Annotated in this window: 20 protein-coding genes and 4 tRNA genes; all 24 read right to left on the reverse strand. The window is 32.0% G+C overall.

Going from position 1 to position 17,996, the window contains the following annotated elements; translation table 11 throughout:
- Window positions 1-119: 119 nt before the first annotated feature.
- The 24 genes from rplL to GFJ99_RS09230 all read right to left on the reverse strand — a co-directional run bounded on the left by rplL (window position 120) and on the right by GFJ99_RS09230 (window position 17,987).
- Window positions 120-491, reverse strand: coding sequence for a 50S ribosomal protein L7/L12 (rplL, locus tag GFJ99_RS09120; RefSeq protein ID WP_008256592.1), 372 nt, complete (start codon window positions 489-491; stop codon window positions 120-122).
- A gap of 55 nt (window positions 492-546) precedes the next feature.
- Window positions 547-1,044: a 50S ribosomal protein L10 gene (gene rplJ / locus GFJ99_RS09125; protein WP_008256591.1), complete on the reverse strand. Its 498-nt coding sequence runs from the start codon at window positions 1,042-1,044 to the stop codon at window positions 547-549.
- 22 nt (window positions 1,045-1,066) lie between these two features.
- The gene (gene rplA / locus GFJ99_RS09130; protein WP_153201553.1) at window positions 1,067-1,756 is read right to left on the reverse strand and encodes a 50S ribosomal protein L1; all 690 of its coding nucleotides are present in this window, start codon (window positions 1,754-1,756) and stop codon (window positions 1,067-1,069) included.
- 19 nt (window positions 1,757-1,775) lie between these two features.
- Window positions 1,776-2,213 (reverse strand): 50S ribosomal protein L11, encoded by a 438-nt coding sequence (gene rplK, locus GFJ99_RS09135; protein WP_008256586.1) that lies wholly within the window; start codon window positions 2,211-2,213, stop codon window positions 1,776-1,778.
- 66 nt (window positions 2,214-2,279) lie between these two features.
- Window positions 2,280-2,831, reverse strand: a complete 552-nt coding sequence (gene nusG, locus GFJ99_RS09140) for a transcription termination/antitermination protein NusG (protein ID WP_153208439.1) — start codon at window positions 2,829-2,831, stop codon at window positions 2,280-2,282.
- Between the two features lie 9 nt (window positions 2,832-2,840).
- Complete coding sequence (gene secE, locus GFJ99_RS09145) at window positions 2,841-3,035, reverse strand: preprotein translocase subunit SecE (RefSeq protein ID WP_153208440.1); 195 nt, start codon at window positions 3,033-3,035, stop codon at window positions 2,841-2,843.
- Between the two features lie 15 nt (window positions 3,036-3,050).
- Window positions 3,051-3,122: transfer RNA gene (locus GFJ99_RS09150), tRNA-Trp, on the reverse strand.
- Window positions 3,123-3,174: 52 nt separating this feature from the next.
- Complete coding sequence (gene tuf / locus GFJ99_RS09155) at window positions 3,175-4,362, reverse strand: elongation factor Tu (protein ID WP_153208441.1); 1,188 nt, start codon at window positions 4,360-4,362, stop codon at window positions 3,175-3,177.
- 57 nt (window positions 4,363-4,419) lie between these two features.
- Window positions 4,420-4,491: transfer RNA gene (locus GFJ99_RS09160), tRNA-Thr, on the reverse strand.
- A 73-nt stretch (window positions 4,492-4,564) separates the two neighbouring features.
- A tRNA-Tyr gene (locus tag GFJ99_RS09165) sits at window positions 4,565-4,646 on the reverse strand.
- 32 nt (window positions 4,647-4,678) lie between these two features.
- A tRNA-Thr gene (locus GFJ99_RS09170) sits at window positions 4,679-4,752 on the reverse strand.
- A 92-nt stretch (window positions 4,753-4,844) separates the two neighbouring features.
- On the reverse strand, window positions 4,845-5,147 hold the full coding sequence (gene hpf, locus GFJ99_RS09175) for a ribosome hibernation-promoting factor, HPF/YfiA family (RefSeq protein WP_008256582.1): 303 nt from the start codon (window positions 5,145-5,147) through the stop codon (window positions 4,845-4,847).
- Between the two features lie 37 nt (window positions 5,148-5,184).
- The gene (locus tag GFJ99_RS09180) at window positions 5,185-6,072 is read right to left on the reverse strand and encodes a tyrosine-type recombinase/integrase (protein ID WP_153208442.1); all 888 of its coding nucleotides are present in this window, start codon (window positions 6,070-6,072) and stop codon (window positions 5,185-5,187) included.
- Between the two features lie 66 nt (window positions 6,073-6,138).
- Complete coding sequence (gene rpsU, locus GFJ99_RS09185; RefSeq protein WP_008256580.1) at window positions 6,139-6,333, reverse strand: 30S ribosomal protein S21; 195 nt, start codon at window positions 6,331-6,333, stop codon at window positions 6,139-6,141.
- 73 nt (window positions 6,334-6,406) lie between these two features.
- Window positions 6,407-7,576, reverse strand: coding sequence for an acyl-CoA dehydrogenase family protein (locus tag GFJ99_RS09190; protein ID WP_153208443.1), 1,170 nt, complete (start codon window positions 7,574-7,576; stop codon window positions 6,407-6,409).
- Between the two features lie 35 nt (window positions 7,577-7,611).
- Window positions 7,612-8,490, reverse strand: a complete 879-nt coding sequence (locus GFJ99_RS09195; RefSeq protein ID WP_153208444.1) for a helix-hairpin-helix domain-containing protein — start codon at window positions 8,488-8,490, stop codon at window positions 7,612-7,614.
- A 10-nt stretch (window positions 8,491-8,500) separates the two neighbouring features.
- Window positions 8,501-8,632: a hypothetical protein gene (locus GFJ99_RS13880; protein WP_255473856.1), complete on the reverse strand. Its 132-nt coding sequence runs from the start codon at window positions 8,630-8,632 to the stop codon at window positions 8,501-8,503.
- Between the two features lie 20 nt (window positions 8,633-8,652).
- Complete coding sequence (locus GFJ99_RS09200; RefSeq protein WP_153208445.1) at window positions 8,653-10,323, reverse strand: sodium-dependent transporter; 1,671 nt, start codon at window positions 10,321-10,323, stop codon at window positions 8,653-8,655.
- A gap of 78 nt (window positions 10,324-10,401) precedes the next feature.
- Window positions 10,402-10,623 carry a PspC domain-containing protein gene (locus GFJ99_RS09205; RefSeq protein ID WP_153208446.1) on the reverse strand — a complete coding sequence of 74 codons (222 nt, stop codon included), beginning with the start codon at window positions 10,621-10,623 and terminating at the stop codon, window positions 10,402-10,404.
- 27 nt (window positions 10,624-10,650) lie between these two features.
- Entirely contained in the window at window positions 10,651-11,919 is a 1,269-nt protein-coding gene (locus tag GFJ99_RS09210; protein WP_153208447.1) for a DUF2851 family protein, read from the reverse strand.
- Window positions 11,920-12,008: 89 nt separating this feature from the next.
- Entirely contained in the window at window positions 12,009-13,370 is a 1,362-nt protein-coding gene (locus GFJ99_RS09215; RefSeq protein WP_153208448.1) for a pyridoxal-phosphate dependent enzyme, read from the reverse strand.
- A gap of 195 nt (window positions 13,371-13,565) precedes the next feature.
- Window positions 13,566-15,515: a putative porin gene (locus GFJ99_RS09220; protein WP_153208449.1), complete on the reverse strand. Its 1,950-nt coding sequence runs from the start codon at window positions 15,513-15,515 to the stop codon at window positions 13,566-13,568.
- Between the two features lie 128 nt (window positions 15,516-15,643).
- On the reverse strand, window positions 15,644-16,471 hold the full coding sequence (locus GFJ99_RS09225) for a hypothetical protein (protein WP_153208450.1): 828 nt from the start codon (window positions 16,469-16,471) through the stop codon (window positions 15,644-15,646).
- Window positions 16,472-16,490: 19 nt separating this feature from the next.
- Window positions 16,491-17,987 (reverse strand): RagB/SusD family nutrient uptake outer membrane protein, encoded by a 1,497-nt coding sequence (locus GFJ99_RS09230; protein WP_153208451.1) that lies wholly within the window; start codon window positions 17,985-17,987, stop codon window positions 16,491-16,493.
- Window positions 17,988-17,996 lie beyond the last annotated feature (9 nt).

Genomic DNA, 17,996 nt, shown 5'->3' on the forward strand with positions numbered 1-17,996 from the left:
TTCTTCGTTATTGTTTACCTTAAAACGCATAAAAAATACAATAATTTAATATACGCAAAATGGTTTAGGTCTTTGAGAACACTCCCAAGACCTAAACCTAGCTTATTAATGAGTAAAAATTATTTTAACTCAACTACAGCTCCTGCTTCTTCTAAAGCTTTCTTAAGACCTTCTGCCTCATCTTTAGAAACACCTTCTTTTACATTTGTTGGTGCAGCATCAACTAAATCTTTTGCTTCTTTAAGACCTAAACCAGTTAATTCTTTAACTGCTTTAACAACTCCTAATTTAGAAGCACCAGCTTCTTTTAATACTACTGTAAATTCAGTTTGCTCAGCAGCAGCTCCAGCATCTCCACCACCAGCAGCAACTACAACAGCTGCAGCAGCAGGCTCGATACCATACTCATCTTTTAATATTGTTGCTAATTCGTTAACTTCTTTAACTGTTAAGTTAACTAATTGTTCTGCGAATTGTTTCAAATCTGCCATTTTTTCTATCGTTTAAAATGTTTTGTAAAAAATATAATTTATTTGTGCGTACTTATTATTCTGCTCCTTCTTCCTTGTTAGGTTGATTTTTAAGAGCTGCAATAACTCTTTGAGCAGGAGATTGTAATAATCCAATGATTTCTCCGATAACTTCTTCTTTAGACTTGATAGCTACTAAGCTGTCTAATAAATTATCACCGATGTAAATTTCTTGGTTAATATAAGCTCCTTTAAAAAGTGGTTTTTCACCTTTCTTACGAAATTCTTTAATGATTTTTGCTGGGCCATTAGCCGTATCAGCAATAAACATAGAAGTATTTCCTTTAAGAACAGTTGATAAATCACCAAAGTCGCTATCAGAAGCTTCCATTGCTTTTTCAAGTAATGTATTCTTCACAACTTCTAATTTAATACCTGCTTTAAAACAAGCTCTTCTTAAGTTTGAAGTAGTATCTGCATCTAGTCCTGAAATGTCTGCTAAATAGATAACATTAACATCCGCTAACTGTGCAGTTAAATCTTTAATCGCGATTGATTTTTCTTCTCTAGTCATACTAAAAATTTTTAACTACCAATTATATTGCTTTAGGATCTAAAGCAATAGCAGGACTCATTGTACAAGATAAGTGAATAGACTTAATATATGTACCTTTAGCTGCAGTTGGTTTTAATTTGATTAATGTTTGAACGATTTCGTGTGCATTTTCATAGATTTTATCAGCATCAAAAGATACTCTACCTATTCCTGCGTGAACGATACCAGTTTTATCAACTTTGAAATCGATTTTACCAGCTTTTACTTCTGCAACAGCTTTAGCAACATCCATAGTTACAGTTCCTGTTTTAGGGTTAGGCATTAAACCTCTTGGTCCTAAAACACGTCCTAATGGACCTAATTTACCCATAACAGCTGGCATAGTGATAATTACATCAATATCTGTCCAACCATCTTTGATTTTTTGAAGATAATCATCTAAACCTACGTGGTCTGCACCAGCAGCTTTAGCTTCTGCTTCTTTATCTGGAGTAACAAGAGCTAAAACTCTTACATCTTTACCAGTTCCGTGAGGTAATGTTACAACCCCTCTTACCATTTGATTCGCTTTTCTTGGATCTACCCCTAATTTAACTGCGATATCAACAGACTCATCAAATTTTGCAGAAGCAACTTGTTTAATTAATGCAGAAGCATCTTTTAAACTATAAAGTTTATTCTTCTCAATTTTTGCTGCAGCCTCTTTTTGCTTTTTTGTCAATTTTGCCATTGTCTAATTCTTTTAACGATTAAAAAGGAGCATTCCCTGTTACTGTTATACCCATAGATCTAGCTGTACCTGCAATCATACTCATAGCTTTCTCTAATGTAAACGCATTTAGATCGGCCATTTTGTCTTCAGCAATAGCTTTAATTTGGTCCCAAGTAACACTTGCAACTTTTTTACGATTTGGTTCACCAGAACCAGACTTTAATTTAGCTGCTTCTAATAATTGAATTGCAGCAGGTGGCGTTTTAACAACGAAGTCAAAAGACTTGTCTTTATACACAGTAATTTGTACTGGTAAAACTTTGCCAGGTTTATCTTGTGTTCTTGCATTGAACTGCTTACAGAACTCCATGATGTTAACCCCAGCAGCCCCCAAAGCAGGTCCAACCGGTGGCGATGGATTCGCTGCACCTCCCTTAACTTGTAGTTTAACTACTTTACTAACTTCTTTTGCCATTTTTAAAAAAATTTAGCACATCTATCAATTGGAAGCGATTGATGTGATTTATATATGTAACGAAAATTATACTTTCTCAACTTGCATAAAACTCAGTTCTAATGGTGTTTTTCTTCCAAAAATTTTCACCATTACCTCTAGTTTACGCTTTTCTTCATTCACTTTTTCAATAGTACCATTAAAACCATTAAATGGACCATCTACTACTTTTACAGTTTCACCAATATTATATGGTATAGCAACACTGTCAACTTTTACAGACAACTCATCTACTTTACCTAACATTCTATTTACTTCAGATTGTCTTAACGGCACAGCATCTCCTCCTTTAGTTTCTCCTAAAAAGCCAATAACACCAGGGATAGATTTGATAATATGAGGAATTTCACCTGTTAAATTAGCTTCGATCATAATATAACCAGGAAAGTATACTTTATCCTTAGCTATTTTTTTTCCGTCACGCACAGTAACAACTTTTTCAGTTGGAACAAGAACCTGAGAAATATAATCAGCCATACCTAATCTAGCTGTTTCTGTTTCAATGTAAGCTTTAACTTTGTTTTCCTGACCACTTACAGCTCTTACCACATACCATTTATTCACATTATTGTCAGCCATTTCTTGGTATTATTTTATAGTGTTAAAAAATAATTCAAGAGCTTTTACGAATAACTCATCTACACCCCATGTTAATAAGGCGAAAACAATTGAAAACACAGCTACAATAATTGTTAAACGTTGTACATCAGCCCAAATTGGCCAAGTTACATTAGTTTTCAATTCATGAAAAGCTTCAGATATGTAATTAACTACTTTTGTCATTTTAATCTTTATTTGCACGGGCGGAGGGATTCGAACCCCCATCAATGGTTTTGGAGACCACTATACTAGCCCTTGTACTACGCCCGTATGTTAAAAAACCAGCAGCAAAACTGCTGGTTTAATTATTATTGACTTATAATTAGTCTAAAATTTCAGTAACCTGACCAGCACCTACTGTTCTACCACCTTCACGGATAGCAAAACGTAAACCTACTGATAAAGCGATAGGACTTAACAAAGTAACATCAATTGTTAAGTTATCACCAGGCATAACCATCTCTACACCAGCTGGTAAAGAAATAGTACCCGTTACGTCAGTTGTACGTACATAGAACTGAGGACGGTAGTTATTATGGAATGGAGTATGACGTCCACCTTCTTCTTTTTTCAAGATATATACCTCAGCTTTGAAATGAGCGTGTGGTTTAACAGATCCTGGCTTAACAATTACCATTCCTCTTTTAATATCTTCTTTAGCGATACCTCTTAATAATAAACCTACGTTATCACCAGCTTCACCTCTATCAAGGATTTTACGGAACATCTCAACTCCTGTAATAGTAGAAGTTAATTTATCTGCACCCATACCAATGATTTCAACTGGATCTCCTGTATTAGCAACACCTGTTTCGATACGACCTGTAGCAACAGTTCCACGACCAGTAATTGTAAATACATCTTCAACTGGCATTAAGAAAGGTTTTTCAACGTCACGAACTGGTAATTCAATCCAGCTATCAACAGCCTCCATTAATTCCATGATAGTAGCAACCCATTTTGGATCACCATTCAATCCACCTAAAGCAGAACCTTGGATAACTGGACCATTATCTCCATCATATTGATAGAAAGATAATAAATCTCTAATTTCCATTTCTACTAATTCTAATAATTCAGCATCATCAACCATATCCACTTTGTTCATGAATACAACCATTCTAGGCACACCTACTTGACGACCTAAAAGGATGTGCTCTCTTGTTTGTGGCATAGGACCATCTGTAGCAGCAACTACTAAGATAGCACCGTCCATTTGAGCAGCACCTGTAACCATGTTCTTAACGTAATCCGCGTGACCTGGACAGTCAACGTGAGCGTAGTGACGGTTAGCTGTAGAATATTCTACGTGTGAAGTATTAATAGTAATACCTCTTTCTTTTTCTTCTGGAGCATTATCAATTTGATCAAATGATTTTGCTTCTGATAAACCAGCATCAGCTAATACTTTAGTAATTGCAGCTGTTAAGGTAGTTTTACCGTGGTCAACGTGTCCGATAGTTCCAATATTTAAATGGGGCTTCGAACGATCAAAGGTTTCTTTTGCCATGATTTAATAATTTAATCTTAGTTATATATTAGTGTTCAAAAAATAAACTTTTTTAAGAGCCAATGACGGGAATTGAACCCGTGACCTCTTCCTTACCAAGGAAGCACTCTACCCCTGAGCTACACCGGCTTTTGTGTATTCAGAAGTTAGCCGTCAGAATTTAGAAAAAAACTAAACCCATCACTCTAAATTCAAAATCTCGTGGGGAGAGCAGGATTCGAACCTGCGAAGACGTAGTCAGCGGATTTACAGTCCGCCCTCGTTGGCCGCTTGAGTATCTCCCCAAACCTTTTACATTCAGTTACTTAAAAACTTGAGCCGATGGAGGGACTCGAACCCACGACCTGCTGATTACAAATCAGCTGCTCTAGCCAGCTGAGCTACACCGGCAACTTAAATATAAAAAGTCCGCTATTTCTAACGGACTGCAAATGTATATAATTTATTTTTGAATCAAAACATTTTTTATGTTTTTTTTATTTTTATAGATGCTCTCTTAATTTTTCTTTTCTTTTCAATATTACACGCTCTAATGAATCTACAGATAAATCAACACCTTCTTCAAAACTTTTAGTTGTTTTTTTTACTACAAAATCATCTCCAGGCACATTAATTTTTATCTCTACCGTTTTATTTTCTTTGTCGCTGGTATTTTCAAGCTTTAAAAAAACATCTGACGATACTATTTTGTCATAATATTTTTCCAATTTATCCATTTTTTCTTGAATGAAATCTATCAACTTTTTGTCTACATTAAAATTTACTGCTTGCACATTAACTTTCATAATTATAATTAATTAAAATGGTTATACAATAGAGTTGTTATTTATTTCTAGGATGCGCTTCCTGATATACTTTTTTTAATTCAGCCAAACTGCTGTGCGTATATATTTGAGTAGACGACAAACTATCATGACCCAACAACTCTTTTACGGAATTTAAATCGGCCCCATTATTCAACAAATGTGTTGCAAATGAATGCCTAAGAACGTGTGGACTCTTTTTTTCTTTTTTCGAGACAGTACTAAAGTAATCATTTATTAACCGATAAACAAACGATTCACTTACTTTATTTCCTGTTTTAGACAAAATTAACATCTCTTTATCGCTAATTAACTCTAAACCATTTCGCAAACTTTTATACTTCTTGTATAAATTTAACGTACAATCTAAAACAGGAATTATTCTTTCCTTATTTCTTTTCCCAATAACTCTAATTGTTTTTTGAATCTCGCTTACACTATTTAAATTTAAATTAATCAACTCAGCCCTTCTAATACCTGTTGTATAAAATAGTTCAATTATAAATTGATTCCGAATTCCTTCAAAATCATCTGCATATTCATTTTCAGAAAAAACATCCAATAATTCTTTTTCAGAAAAAGGAATTTGTACTTTTTTAGCTGTTTTTAAAGATTTGTGTTTTAATAATGGATTCACAGAAATCTGCTTCACCTTTAATAGAAATTTATAATACGACTTTAATGCAGAAATTTTACGATTGACTGAAGTAGTTGAAATATTATGCTCAACCAAAGTAACTATCCAATTTCTTATATTAGGATAAACAACTTCTTCCAAACTAATAGACTGAACAAGAAGATATTCTTGAAAAGATTGAATATCATCTAAATAAGCGCGAACTGTTAAAGGAGAATAATTTTTCTCTTTAACCAAATAATCCTGATATGCTTGTAAATTTGTAGACATAAAAAAACCGCTAACAACAAAGTTACACTTTATTTATTAGCGGTTAGTATAGTTTATTCAAAAATATTAACTCTCTAAAGAGTCTCTTAATCCTTGGATATAAGCAGCTTTTTGAATTTTAGCTCTATTTGATACAGAAGGCTTAATGAAAGCTTGACGTGCACGTAACTGACGAACAGTTCCTGTTTTATCAAATTTTCTTTTATAGCGCTTTAATGCTCTATCGATATTTTCTCCGTCTTTAATTGGTATAATTAACATAATATAGACACCTCCTCTCGTTAAGGGTGCAAATGTAGAAAATAATTCTGAATTAGAAATTAAAAATTAAAAATTATTTAACTGCTGGTTTATAATTCTGATTATCAATTATCATTTTTGATAAAATCTCTTTCAAAATTTCAGAAGTTCCTCCGCCAATTGGACCTAAACGACTATCTCTTAACAAACGTGCTAACGGATATTCTTCCATATAACCGTATCCGCCTAACATCTGTAAACAACTATAAATTGCCTCATCAGCAACTTTTGTTGATTTTAATTTAGCCATAGTTGCTTCTTTAACCACGTATTCGCCTTTATTTAATCTGGCTACTGCAGCATAATTAAAAACTTTACAATGCTCTACTTCTGTTGCATGTTCTACCATAGTATGTCTTAATGCTTGGAATTTATTAATTGTAGTTCCAAAAGCTTCACGTTGTGACATATATTCTATAGTATAATCAATTGCATATTCTGCTCTTGCGTGAGCATTAATTGCCATAATTAAACGCTCTAAAGCAAAGTGTTGCATAATATAAGGAAATCCTTTTCCTTCTTCTCCCATTAAATTTTCTAATGGAATTTCTACATTATCAAATGCAATCTCTGCAGTATCCGAAGCTCTCCAACCTAATTTATCTAATTTAGTTGCAGATATTCCGCTTGTTTTTGCATCTACTAAAAAAATACTCACTCCTTTATTTCCTAACTCTGGAGTTGTTTTAGCCGCTACTACATAATAATCAGCATAAACTCCATTAGTAATAAAAGTTTTTGAACCGTTTATTACATAACTATCACCTTTTTTTACAGCTGTAGTTCGCATACCCGCTACATCGCTACCTCCAAAAGGTTCAGTAATACATAATGCACCTATTTTTTCACCTGCAATACTTGGAGCCAAATAGTCTTGTTTTATTCTTTCATCACCTTCTGCGTTTAAATGCGTCATCGCTAAATAGGCATGAGCCCACATTGCAGCAGCAAATCCAGAAGATTTTACTTTTTGCAGTTCTTCTAAAAAAACAACTGTATAAAATAAATCCAAATTCATTCCGCCATAAGCCTCTGGATAATTTATTCCGAAAAAACCCATTTCTCCGAATTTCTTCCAAATAAAACGTTCTATTGTTCCTGTTTTTTCCCATTTTTCAATGTGAGGCACAACTTCTTTTTGTAAAAAATCTCGAAAACTAGCTCTAAATAATTGGTGTTCTTCTGTGAAGTATATTGAATTCATATAATTGAAATATTTTATAAAATTTTGATATTTTTTTAGAATTCCAAATATAAGGCGATTATTTTTATTTTTTCGTTAGGCATTCCTTTAATTTTTGTTAAATCCGCAATTTCTTTAATTCCGCTATTCATTGTTCTATACACGACAATTTCTTTTGCAAGCGCATAATTAAAATAAGGGAATTTTGCCAATTCTTTCATTGACAAATCATTAATTGCAATTTTTTTAATTCCTTCTGGAGATTTAACAAAAAAACGCTTTTCTAAATCAGCAATTGCTTCAGGAGAAATTCCCCAAATAAATTGAAACTGATCCATACTTACAAATCCACCAAACTTTTCTTTCTCGAGAAGAATTTTATCTGCAAGCTTTTCACCAATACCGTATACAGCAATCAACTCTTCTCTTGAGGCTGCATTAATATCTTTTTGAATGATTTTTACTTTTTCTTTTGGTAAAAACTTATGAAACTTTTCAGAAGTAGCAGTTCCTTTATTTTTAACCCAGTCTGGAAATTTAAAATAGGGACTAATTTTAGATAAAAACGAATTGGAAACTTTAGTAATTTGCTGAAATTCTATTGCCGAATTTACAAATTTTCCTTTTTTGCGATAAGCATGCAAACGATCAATTTCCTGAATAGTCATTCCTAGTTTATATCCTTTATAATCTGTAATGTAATTAGGATTAAACGGATAGATCGTATCTTTCTTTGTAAATTGAATGTTTTTTAAACTATCAATCTCGCTTTGCACCATTAGCCAAGCTTTGTCTTCTGTATTATTTTTTGTCGAAACAAAATAATCAGCTAAAAAGTAATAACCCAATTGAGCAAAAACAATAATCACAAATAACAAAAAAATCCCACTTCTGTGTTCTCTTGAAAACAGGAAGTAGGATTTTAACTTATTCATTGTATTTTATTTAATCGTTTTTTCTAACTAATTCATCATCATTATCCTCATAAGAATCTGGTTCTTGTCTTGGAGGCGTTGTTAAAACTTTATAGAAAAAAAATGCTGTAAAACATATTACAATGCCCTGTGTAAGTAACATTGTGGTTAGTGCTGCTGAATTCATAATGTTGCTCTCCCTTCTTTAACTCGTTTTTTATATGCAATGTAAACTAACAAACTGATAAATACAAATAATCCTAAAAGTAAAAATCTTGCGATGTTAATGTAGAATATTTTATCTTCTAATGCCGCGATTTGAACTACATCTGTAGAAGATGCAATTTGCTCATGCAATCCTGCGTGTGTAATCGTCTTAATAATTGAACCATTATCCAAACTCCAACCGTTACCCGACATTAAATTACTTACGTTTCCTGACCAATCATTATTTAATGGTTTGAATAATGAACCTAAGAAAATAACAATCAACATCAATGGCGTTACATATTTAATAATATATTTATAAATATTTGGAACTTTAATATCTGCTCCGCTTGTAATTTCTCTCCATCCTTTATCCATACCAAAAACCCAAGAGAATAAGATAGTTTCTAACATTGCAAAAACAACTAAACTCACAGTTCCTGCCCAATAATCATATTCATCAAACACACCTTGTTGATAGAAAAGAACCGTTGGTAATCCTAAAATTAAAGCCATAGCTCCAAAAGACCAAGCACCTTTATTTCTTCCCCAACCAAATTCGTCTCTCATGAATCCCATCCATGGTGTTCCCATTGCTAATGACGATGTAATTCCGGCAAAGAATAATAATCCAAACCACATTACACCTGCAACTACAGAAAGTACTTCACCCCATTGTTGGAATAAATAAGGCATTGTTTGAAACGCCATTCCGAAGCCAGCGTTTTCTTTAACCCAATCCAATCCTAAATAACCCGCTGCAATTGGAATTACAATTAATGATCCTAATACTACTTCTACAAATTCGTTCATAAATCCAGCAGAAACCGAATTTAAAGCGATATCATCTTTAGGTTTTACATAAGCTGCATAACAGTGAATAGTTCCCATACCTACTGAAAGTGTAAAGAAAATTTGCCCTGCTGCCGCCATCCAAACTTTTAAATCCCAAAGTGATTCATATTGTGGTGTCCATAAGAAATTTAAACCATCCCAAGCATTTGCATCTGGAAATTGTTCAGAAGCCCCACTAGTTCCTAAAGTAATACCTTTTATTGCTAATAAAACTCCAAATAAAATCAATAATGGCATTCCAATTTTTGCAACTTTTTCAACACCACTTAATCCTTTTGATAAGATAAAGGTGTTAATCAATAAACAAATTATATAGAAAACAACCGCTTCATAAGGAATACCTGTTGTTGAATGTCCAATATCAACATATGAAGTAAAGAATGCAGAAACATCAGCCTGACTCATTCCTGTAAATGTTCCCATCACAGAGTGAAACATATAGGACATGGTCCAAGACTCAATGTAACAATAATAAGCAACTACCGCTATATTTGTAAAAATTCCAAAAACACCTATATATTTTAATAGACGTCCTTTTACCATAGAGTCTAATATGTATGGCGTACTATGGTTTCCAAATTTTCCACCATATCGTCCAGAAGACCATTCTATAAATAGTAATGGAATTCCCATTATTAAAAAACATATTAAATAAGGAATAATAAAAGCTCCTCCTCCATTTTGAACTGCCTGAACTGGGAATCTTAAAAAATTACCCAATCCAACAGCATTTCCTGCCATGGCTAAGATAAGTCCAACTCGTGAACCCCACGATTCTGTTTTTGTTGACATAAAGTTTAATTGGTTGTTAATTATTCAAAGATAAGAAAACTATCTAAAATTCAAATAAAAGATATAAATAATGAAATTTTACAGATCAAAAACGGAACTTCTTTTTGTTCGTATCATATCTTTAAGCTTTAAAAGAAATGCTATTGTTAAATACAATCCAAAACCTAAGCCTACAGTTACAAAAGTAATGTACACAAAAAACAATCTTACATTAGTTGCACGCATTCCTAACTTATCTGCTAGTCTTGAAGCAACAAAAAAACCGTTTTTTTCAAAGTAATGAAATACACCTTGTACCATTTTTGATTTTATAAGGTTCAAATATACTTATTTTTTTAATAGATACAAACCCACAGCACATTGTAAGCACTTTTTAACATCACAATATTCCTTTTTTAATTGTAATAAAGATTGTGAATCAAAAGCATTTTTAGAATGAACTCCAATTGTTGCAAACTTATCTATTATGCTGTTTTTTTCTGAATGAATCGATTTCATTAAATCAACAATCTCGTCTGAAATTTCTTTTTGTAAACTTTGTTCATAAGCAAATCTAACAGGGATTATAGAGTTAATGAGAATTAAATCTATAAAGGAACGAGACATTTTCTTTTTCTTTTGAATACTTATTTTATCGAAATTATAATGTGATTCCCAATAAATACTGACTTCAACATTGAATAAATTATAAATTTCATCAATAGAATTAACATTCATTATTTTAGAAAAAAGATTTTGATGTGTATGATATAATATTGCTAGTTGTGCTAGTCGGATTGTTGGAAAATTATCTGGACGGTGTTTGAAAAATGCTACTTTGTCATATACTTTTTTTGAAATACCGTATTTATGTAATACGCATTTATAATCCTGTTGTAGTTTATTTACATATGTATCTTGAAATTCAAAATCTAACAAATTGGCTTGCCCAAAAAACAAGGCTTCCAAATTTTCAATTGAAAAAGATTCTTTTCTGATTATTGAAAAAGAAATAGATTTAGCCATATTAAAAAACAACAAACCATTAGTGTTTAAACCAAAATTTTTAGCCAACAAACAAAACAAAACAGCTTCCCAATCGTTGTTTAACTCTTCTAACAGCAGCGAAATTTCTGTTGCTTTTCTTTCTAGTCGTTCAAAATATAAGCGTTCTTGCCAATTCTTAAAAATAAAATCATCAATAGTGCAAATTTCATTTTCACAATATATCCATGATTTTTGGGCAAGTAGTGACTGGTATTTGTGTAAATCAGATAGCGTAACAAATTCTTTTAGCTCAAGCGTAGGAATTTCTGAATTATCATTTCTAAAAATTGGCGTATCATACTCCCAAACCACATGTAAAATAACCGAATCGTAATTACTGTCTTTTTCGTGATTGTGCACATACCAATCCGATGATTTGAGATGAATTTCTACATTTCCAGCCCATTTTTGGTTTCCAATAATGAGTTGGGCATTAAAAAAATCGGGGCCGGCAAGTTGTAAATATTGACCTGAATTAAGAATCTGAATAGATTCTCCTGTTGTAGTTTTAAGTTGAGTAACAGCAAATTTCTTATGCTGCCACACGTGGTGCAAAAAATCTTCTTTCATTCTGTATGGCGTATATAATTGAAAAACAAAGATATAAAAAAACCTGTAAAAATTAATTTTACAGGTTTTTTTTAAAAAGAAAACTTAGTTTATTTTATAGAACCAATAATGTCATATTTAGTAATTATATGATGTTTACCATTTCCTAAATCAATTAAAACAGCTTGGTTATCTTTAGTGATTAATTTAGAAACATCTTCTACAGGTGTTCCAATTTTTACGATTGGAAATGGTTTTCCCATTACTTCACGAATAGGACGCTCTGCAGTATTTTTATCGGTGATAAAACTTTGAAATAAATCTGATTCATCAACAGAACCTACAAATCCATTTACATCAATCACTGGAATTTGTGAAATTTTATATTTTCTCATACGTTCAATTGCATGCGAAACCAATTCTTCTGTTCTAACAACAACCAAAGGTTTTTCGATGTGTTCTTTAATTAAATCTTCGGCTTTAGTAATTTCTTCTTCTAAGAAACCTCTTTCACGCATCCAATCATCATTAAACATTTTACCAACATAACGGCTTCCAGAATCGTGAAATAAGACCACAACTACATCTTTTGGACCAAAGTGTTCTTTTAACTGCAATAAACCCTTTACGGCAGCTCCAGCAGAGTTTCCAACAAAAATTCCTTCTTCTAACGCTATTTTTCTTGTATAAACAGCTGCATCTTTATCGGTTACTTTTGTAAAACCATCAATTAATGAAAAATCAACGTTTTTAGGTAAAATATCTTCTCCAATTCCTTCAGTGATGTACGAATAGATTTCGTTCTCATCAAAAATTCCAGTTTCGTGGTATTTTTTAAAAACCGAACCATACGTATCAATTCCCCAAATTTTAATGTTTGGATTTTTTTCTTTTAAATATTTAGCAGTTCCTGAAATTGTTCCGCCTGTACCAACACCTACTACAAAGTGTGTAATTTTACCTTCTGTTTGTTCCCAAATTTCGGGTCCGGTTTGCTCGTAATGTGCAATGGCATTACTTGGATTATCGTATTGATTTACATACCAAGAATTTGGGATTTCATCTCCTAATTTTTTTGATACCGAATAATACGAGCGAGGATCGGTTGGTTCTACATCTGTTGGACAAACTATTACTTTTGCTCCAACGGCACGAAGAATATCAGATTTTTCTTTTGATTGCTTGTCTGAAATTACAAAAATACATTTATAGCCTTTTACAATTGCTGCTAAAGCCAAACCCATTCCGGTGTTTCCTGAAGTTCCTTCAATAATTGTTCCACCTGGCTTTAAACGACCATCTGCTTCTGCATCTTCTATCATTTTTACAGCCATTCTGTCTTTTACAGAATTTCCTGGATTAAAAGTTTCAACTTTTGCTAGCACTAAAGCATCTACTTCTGCTGTTACTTTGTTTAACTTTACTAAAGGTGTATTTCCAATAGTTTCTAGTATATTTTTTGCGTATTTCATTTTAAAATATAGAATTTAAAATTTAGAAAATGTGTGTTTTCAAAATTGATTGCAAAGATAGTGTGAATATTACGAATACAAAAATGAAAATGAAAACCCAACTAACCCTGATTGCACGAAGTAGCTTGAGAGCTTGCGAACAACTACTCGTAAAAGCAGGAAAAAGGAAACCAACAATTCACTGTTGATTCGTTTCTATTGAAAGAAATTCCATACTAATCCAAAACGAACAATAAAGTCGCGATAAGGATAATTAGGTGCAGAATAAAAATCATAACCTGTCCAAGCCGAGTTAAAATGTTCTGCTTTTAAGAAAATTCGAGCTTGTTTTACTCTGGCATTTATAAAGAAATCGAACATAGGAAAACCTCCAATTTTAGTTTCGTTTTGAACATAAAACTCACCAATTAAAGGATTGTAATCATTTGCATAATATTTGTTGAAATATTGAAAAGTAACTCCTGTTTGTAAAAGCATTGCTTTTTTAAATACAAAATCAGAAAAATACAATGTATTTCTTGTTACAATTTGTGGAACATTAACTATATCATTTGATTGATCTACTTTTTGATATAAAATTGTATTATCTAAAGCGAATTTCCAAAACTTAATTTCTTTACTAGCTGTTACAGCAAGATAATTAATCGTATTATCATACTGCATTGGTTTTACTTCTAAATTTGTTATATCGTTTGTAATATTATCAAAATACAAATGATCATTTAATACTTTGTAAGTAGTTGATAGGTTTATCCATTTTGTTTGAACAGAAAATTCAAATTGATTTAATTTTTCATTTTTGAAATTATTGTACCAATTGTAATTTATATAGCCACTCTGGTATAAATTAAAATTCAAATTAGGTAAACTATTTAATTTTTGGTATTTGAATTGAAACGAATAATCATCATTAATTTTATAATTTGCATTAGCCTCAATATTAGAAATCGATTGATCTGTAATGGATTGAGACACGTGTAACCTCACATTGACTTTATTAATTAAGTAAGAATAATTTCCGCCAATCATATTGATTCTATCTGAAATAGAATTAGGAACAACAATATCACCACCAGAATTATAAACAACACTATTATAATAATAATTGTAATTATTATCGTCTATAAAAAATTCTAAATCGCCATAAGATTTAGTGGTATAGGCTACGCCAAATTTATTATAGAAATGATTATAACGTGTTTTATTGTTAATATTAGTTGAAAATGAATCGCCAAACCTTGAATTAACTGTAGGTTGAGTAAATTGAAAAAACTTGTATTCTTGATTAAATTGATGCGTAAAAACTAAATTATTAGGATTGTTTTTATTTACTCTGAAAGAATGATCTACAAAAAAACGATTCCCTTTTAAAAGAGAAGTTGCATTTGTAAAATAAACTTGTATTCGTTCTCTTTCACCAAAAGGATCTTCACTTAATTCAAACTCACTTGAATTCACAATCCCACCATTTTCTTGGTTAGAAATATCTTGACCTGTAAAATGAGCATTTAAAAAGTATCGTTTATCTTCGGTAAAATAACTAGAGGTAAATCTAAAGTTACCTGAACTAGTTAAGTTATTTACATATTTACCTAAAGAGCGCAATCCCCTATACCCAATTGAAAAATTAAGATTTGGTTTGGTATTAACAGTTAAAAAAGCATCTAAAGATTGCCCTTGTTCCATAACTGTTTTAAAATATAAATCGGTTAATGGAGTAGGAACAGAATAATACTTAACATCGTTTGCTTCTATGTAATTAAAATGTTTTGCTAAAAAACCAAAATTTGGGGAAGCATTTTTTGTATTTAAACCGAAGTTTAGCGTATTATATGTATGTCCTTCATTTGCAAAAGGCATTAAACCGAAAATATCTTTTCGGAGTAAGTTATATTTATATTCACTTTGAATGGTAAGAGAAGTATCTACATAAGTGGTATCTTTATGTAGTGTATAGATTTTATATAAATCGTGAGGAGCTTTTGCTAATAATTCTTTATTTTTTCCTTTATTGATATTCGCTAATGTATCATTTGGATCTGAATTTTTATTTGGCAATCCACCAAAACCACCATTTACATTTCTAATTTGAGCATTAGAAATTCCTGATAAAGTAAGAAAAAGTATAACTATTAAAAATCTCATTACAATTTATATAATGGCAAATGTAAGGAGATTTTTATGAATATAGAAGCAATAGGAAAAATCAATATAAAAAAGCAAAAAAAAACCGAAACAATTACGTTTCGGTTTTTAATATATAAATAAGTAAATTATTCAATTACGAATTCATGTTCTGAAAAAGAACCAAAGTCACCTCCTCCAGAAAATAAAGAAGCTCCGTTGTTTAAGTTATTCATAGAATAAGATCCAGAAACTGTTGAGCTAGTATACATACCATCTCCGAAATCATCATAGATTACAAAAGTGTAAGTACCAGGAGCCAAACATTTAACAACTGAAAAAGTACTTCTATCTGCAAATCCAAGAGCTTGATATCCTGTAATAAATGAACCAGTTGGATCTAAACCTCCAGAATCAATTACATTGAAATCTGCATCATATAATTCCCATGCAGTTTCTTCAGGGTAGTTATCAAAAGTAATAGACAATCTTGCACGTACAGAAGCACATGGTCTGAAAAGGTTAAAAGTAGATTTAGCACTACCTACACCTGTTAATATACCATTCGAATATGTTCCATAGAAAGTAGATTGATTAGTAGCTTCATCAGCTTCTAAACTAACAACAATTTTATTACCGTCTACTAAACCATTACCAACTACTGTTACTTCATAGATTCCTTCTTTAGAACCAGCAGGAATAGTTACTGTAGCAGGAACTGAAAAATTAGCAGCACCATGAGTAGTTGAAGGATCAACTACTAAATTAAAAGTTCTATCACTTCCAGAAGCTTCTGAAGCTAAGATACGACCTTCAACCACAACAGTTTCAGCATCTGAAAGTTCAACTGTTTGGTAATTCTCTAATCCAACATAATTAACCGCTTGGCTATTACCTGAATTATCTTCTTCACAGCTTAACATTGTAAAAGTCAATGTAAGAGCAGTAAAGAAAGCTATTGATTTTTTTAACATCATAATTTTCATGATTTAATGATTAATTTTGACCAGTGATACTTGGATTATTATCCATTTCAACCTGAGGAATTTGGAATGACATTTCATCAATATCATAAGCAAAAGATTGACCAGCACGGAAAACGTGGTTGGTACCTCTAGTTACAGTAGCTTGATTACGTTTTAATGCTAAATAAGATTTACCTTCTCCCCAAAATTCAATTCTAGTTTGACGATAAATAGCAGTTTTAAGATCATCACCAGATAATGGATCTACATAAGCATCAGCATCAGCAGCACCACCAGATAAACGATTAGCCATAAACTGTTTTAATCTAGTTTTAGCACCAGCCTCATCTCCTGATTTAGCAGCAGCTTCAGCACTCAATAAATAAAACTCATCAACACGCATGAAGATATAATCAGTAGTTACGATTTGTTGACCACCTGCTGTTCTACCTTCGTCGAAAAATTTATTAATAGGCATTCTATTAGTAGTACCAGAAGTACCAAATTGTGATCTTCTGATATCATTAGCAGGAATTAAAGCTAACAATCCAGTGTCGATAGTTTTTCTATCACCAGCCCATTGATAACTATATGTATAGTAATCAACTTGACCCCACCAGTTTAATAACTGATGACCCATTTCTGTAGTAATATCGTAACCCCACATCCAAGATGGAGTGTTAACATCTCTAAAACCAGAACCAACACCTGGGAAAGCTAATTGACCAGTAGTAGTTAATGGATAAGCTCCAGAATCAACAATCTCATCAGATAAAATTCTAGCATCAGAATAGTTACCCATTGCTGCGTAAGTATACGCTAATAAACCTTTTGCAATGTTTTGGTTAATTTGTTGTTTAGAAGCTGGAACAAAACCATCTAATAAATCAATAGAATGTAATAAATCGCTCTCAATTAAATCATAAATTTGAGAAGCTGGAACTTTAGCAGCTACAGTTAATTCACCATCATTGTATGGTAAAATAGGCTGTGCAGGGTCATAAGCTCTTTGAAAAATTTGAGCTAAATAAAAGTATGCATAAGCACGGTATGCTTTAGCTTGTCCTAAAAGTTGACGAGCTTGAGCAGTTGTAGGCTCTGCATCATTTCCACCAAAAGAATTAATTACATTGTTAGATAAATTAATAACTTTATAATAAAAACGCCATATAATACTATTCTCTTCACGAGAAAAGTCAACAGTAGCAACTAAGTTAGCTGTATTTTGATACCATCCGTATGAGTTAGCAGATAATGCCATATCTCCAGATAAAATATCTAACCAAATATCCACACCTTTTTGACCTAAGTCATAGTGTCTTGTACCTGTAATACCAGCTGGCTCAATTAATAAACTACCAATACCATTAAGACTTCCTTCTACTAATGCTGGATTAACATCCACATTATTAGCAATATCCTCACTAGTAATAACATTGGTGTTTCTTACTGGATCTAGGAAATCAGAACTACAACCCGCTGTTACAAGCGAAGTAGCTACTAAGAAATAAATAAATCTTCTTTTCATATTACAATT

The sequence above is a fragment of the Flavobacterium sp. LMO6 genome (assembly GCF_009495795.1).
Classification (GTDB): domain Bacteria; phylum Bacteroidota; class Bacteroidia; order Flavobacteriales; family Flavobacteriaceae; genus Flavobacterium.

Excerpts from the sequence above, each read along its gene's own strand:
- nusG (WP_153208439.1), bottom strand. The coding sequence starts at position 2,831 with ATGGCTGACAATAATGTGAATAAATGGTATGTGGTAAGAGCTGTAAGT.
- GFJ99_RS13880 (WP_255473856.1), bottom strand. The coding sequence starts at position 8,632 with ATGTTACTTACACAGGGCATTGTAATATGTTTTACAGCATTTTTTTTC.
- GFJ99_RS09190 (WP_153208443.1), bottom strand. The coding sequence starts at position 7,576 with ATGAATTCAATATACTTCACAGAAGAACACCAATTATTTAGAGCTAGT.
- GFJ99_RS09180 (WP_153208442.1), bottom strand. The coding sequence starts at position 6,072 with ATGTCTACAAATTTACAAGCATATCAGGATTATTTGGTTAAAGAGAAA.
- GFJ99_RS09200 (WP_153208445.1), bottom strand. The coding sequence starts at position 10,323 with ATGTCAACAAAAACAGAATCGTGGGGTTCACGAGTTGGACTTATCTTA.
- secE (WP_153208440.1), bottom strand. The coding sequence starts at position 3,035 with ATGACAAAAGTAGTTAATTACATATCTGAAGCTTTTCATGAATTGAAA.
- hpf (WP_008256582.1), bottom strand. The coding sequence starts at position 5,147 with ATGAAAGTTAATGTGCAAGCAGTAAATTTTAATGTAGACAAAAAGTTG.
- GFJ99_RS09230 (WP_153208451.1), bottom strand. The coding sequence starts at position 17,987 with ATGAAAAGAAGATTTATTTATTTCTTAGTAGCTACTTCGCTTGTAACA.
- GFJ99_RS09195 (WP_153208444.1), bottom strand. The coding sequence starts at position 8,490 with ATGAATAAGTTAAAATCCTACTTCCTGTTTTCAAGAGAACACAGAAGT.
- GFJ99_RS09220 (WP_153208449.1), bottom strand. The coding sequence starts at position 15,515 with ATGAGATTTTTAATAGTTATACTTTTTCTTACTTTATCAGGAATTTCT.
- rplK (WP_008256586.1), bottom strand. The coding sequence starts at position 2,213 with ATGGCAAAAGAAGTTAGTAAAGTAGTTAAACTACAAGTTAAGGGAGGT.
- GFJ99_RS09210 (WP_153208447.1), bottom strand. The coding sequence starts at position 11,919 with ATGAAAGAAGATTTTTTGCACCACGTGTGGCAGCATAAGAAATTTGCT.
- GFJ99_RS09215 (WP_153208448.1), bottom strand. The coding sequence starts at position 13,370 with ATGAAATACGCAAAAAATATACTAGAAACTATTGGAAATACACCTTTA.
- GFJ99_RS09205 (WP_153208446.1), bottom strand. The coding sequence starts at position 10,623 with ATGGTACAAGGTGTATTTCATTACTTTGAAAAAAACGGTTTTTTTGTT.
- GFJ99_RS09225 (WP_153208450.1), bottom strand. The coding sequence starts at position 16,471 with ATGATGTTAAAAAAATCAATAGCTTTCTTTACTGCTCTTACATTGACT.
- rplJ (WP_008256591.1), bottom strand. The coding sequence starts at position 1,044 with ATGACTAGAGAAGAAAAATCAATCGCGATTAAAGATTTAACTGCACAG.
- rpsU (WP_008256580.1), bottom strand. The coding sequence starts at position 6,333 with ATGTTAATTATACCAATTAAAGACGGAGAAAATATCGATAGAGCATTA.
- tuf (WP_153208441.1), bottom strand. The coding sequence starts at position 4,362 with ATGGCAAAAGAAACCTTTGATCGTTCGAAGCCCCATTTAAATATTGGA.
- rplA (WP_153201553.1), bottom strand. The coding sequence starts at position 1,756 with ATGGCAAAATTGACAAAAAAGCAAAAAGAGGCTGCAGCAAAAATTGAG.
- rplL (WP_008256592.1), bottom strand. The coding sequence starts at position 491 with ATGGCAGATTTGAAACAATTCGCAGAACAATTAGTTAACTTAACAGTT.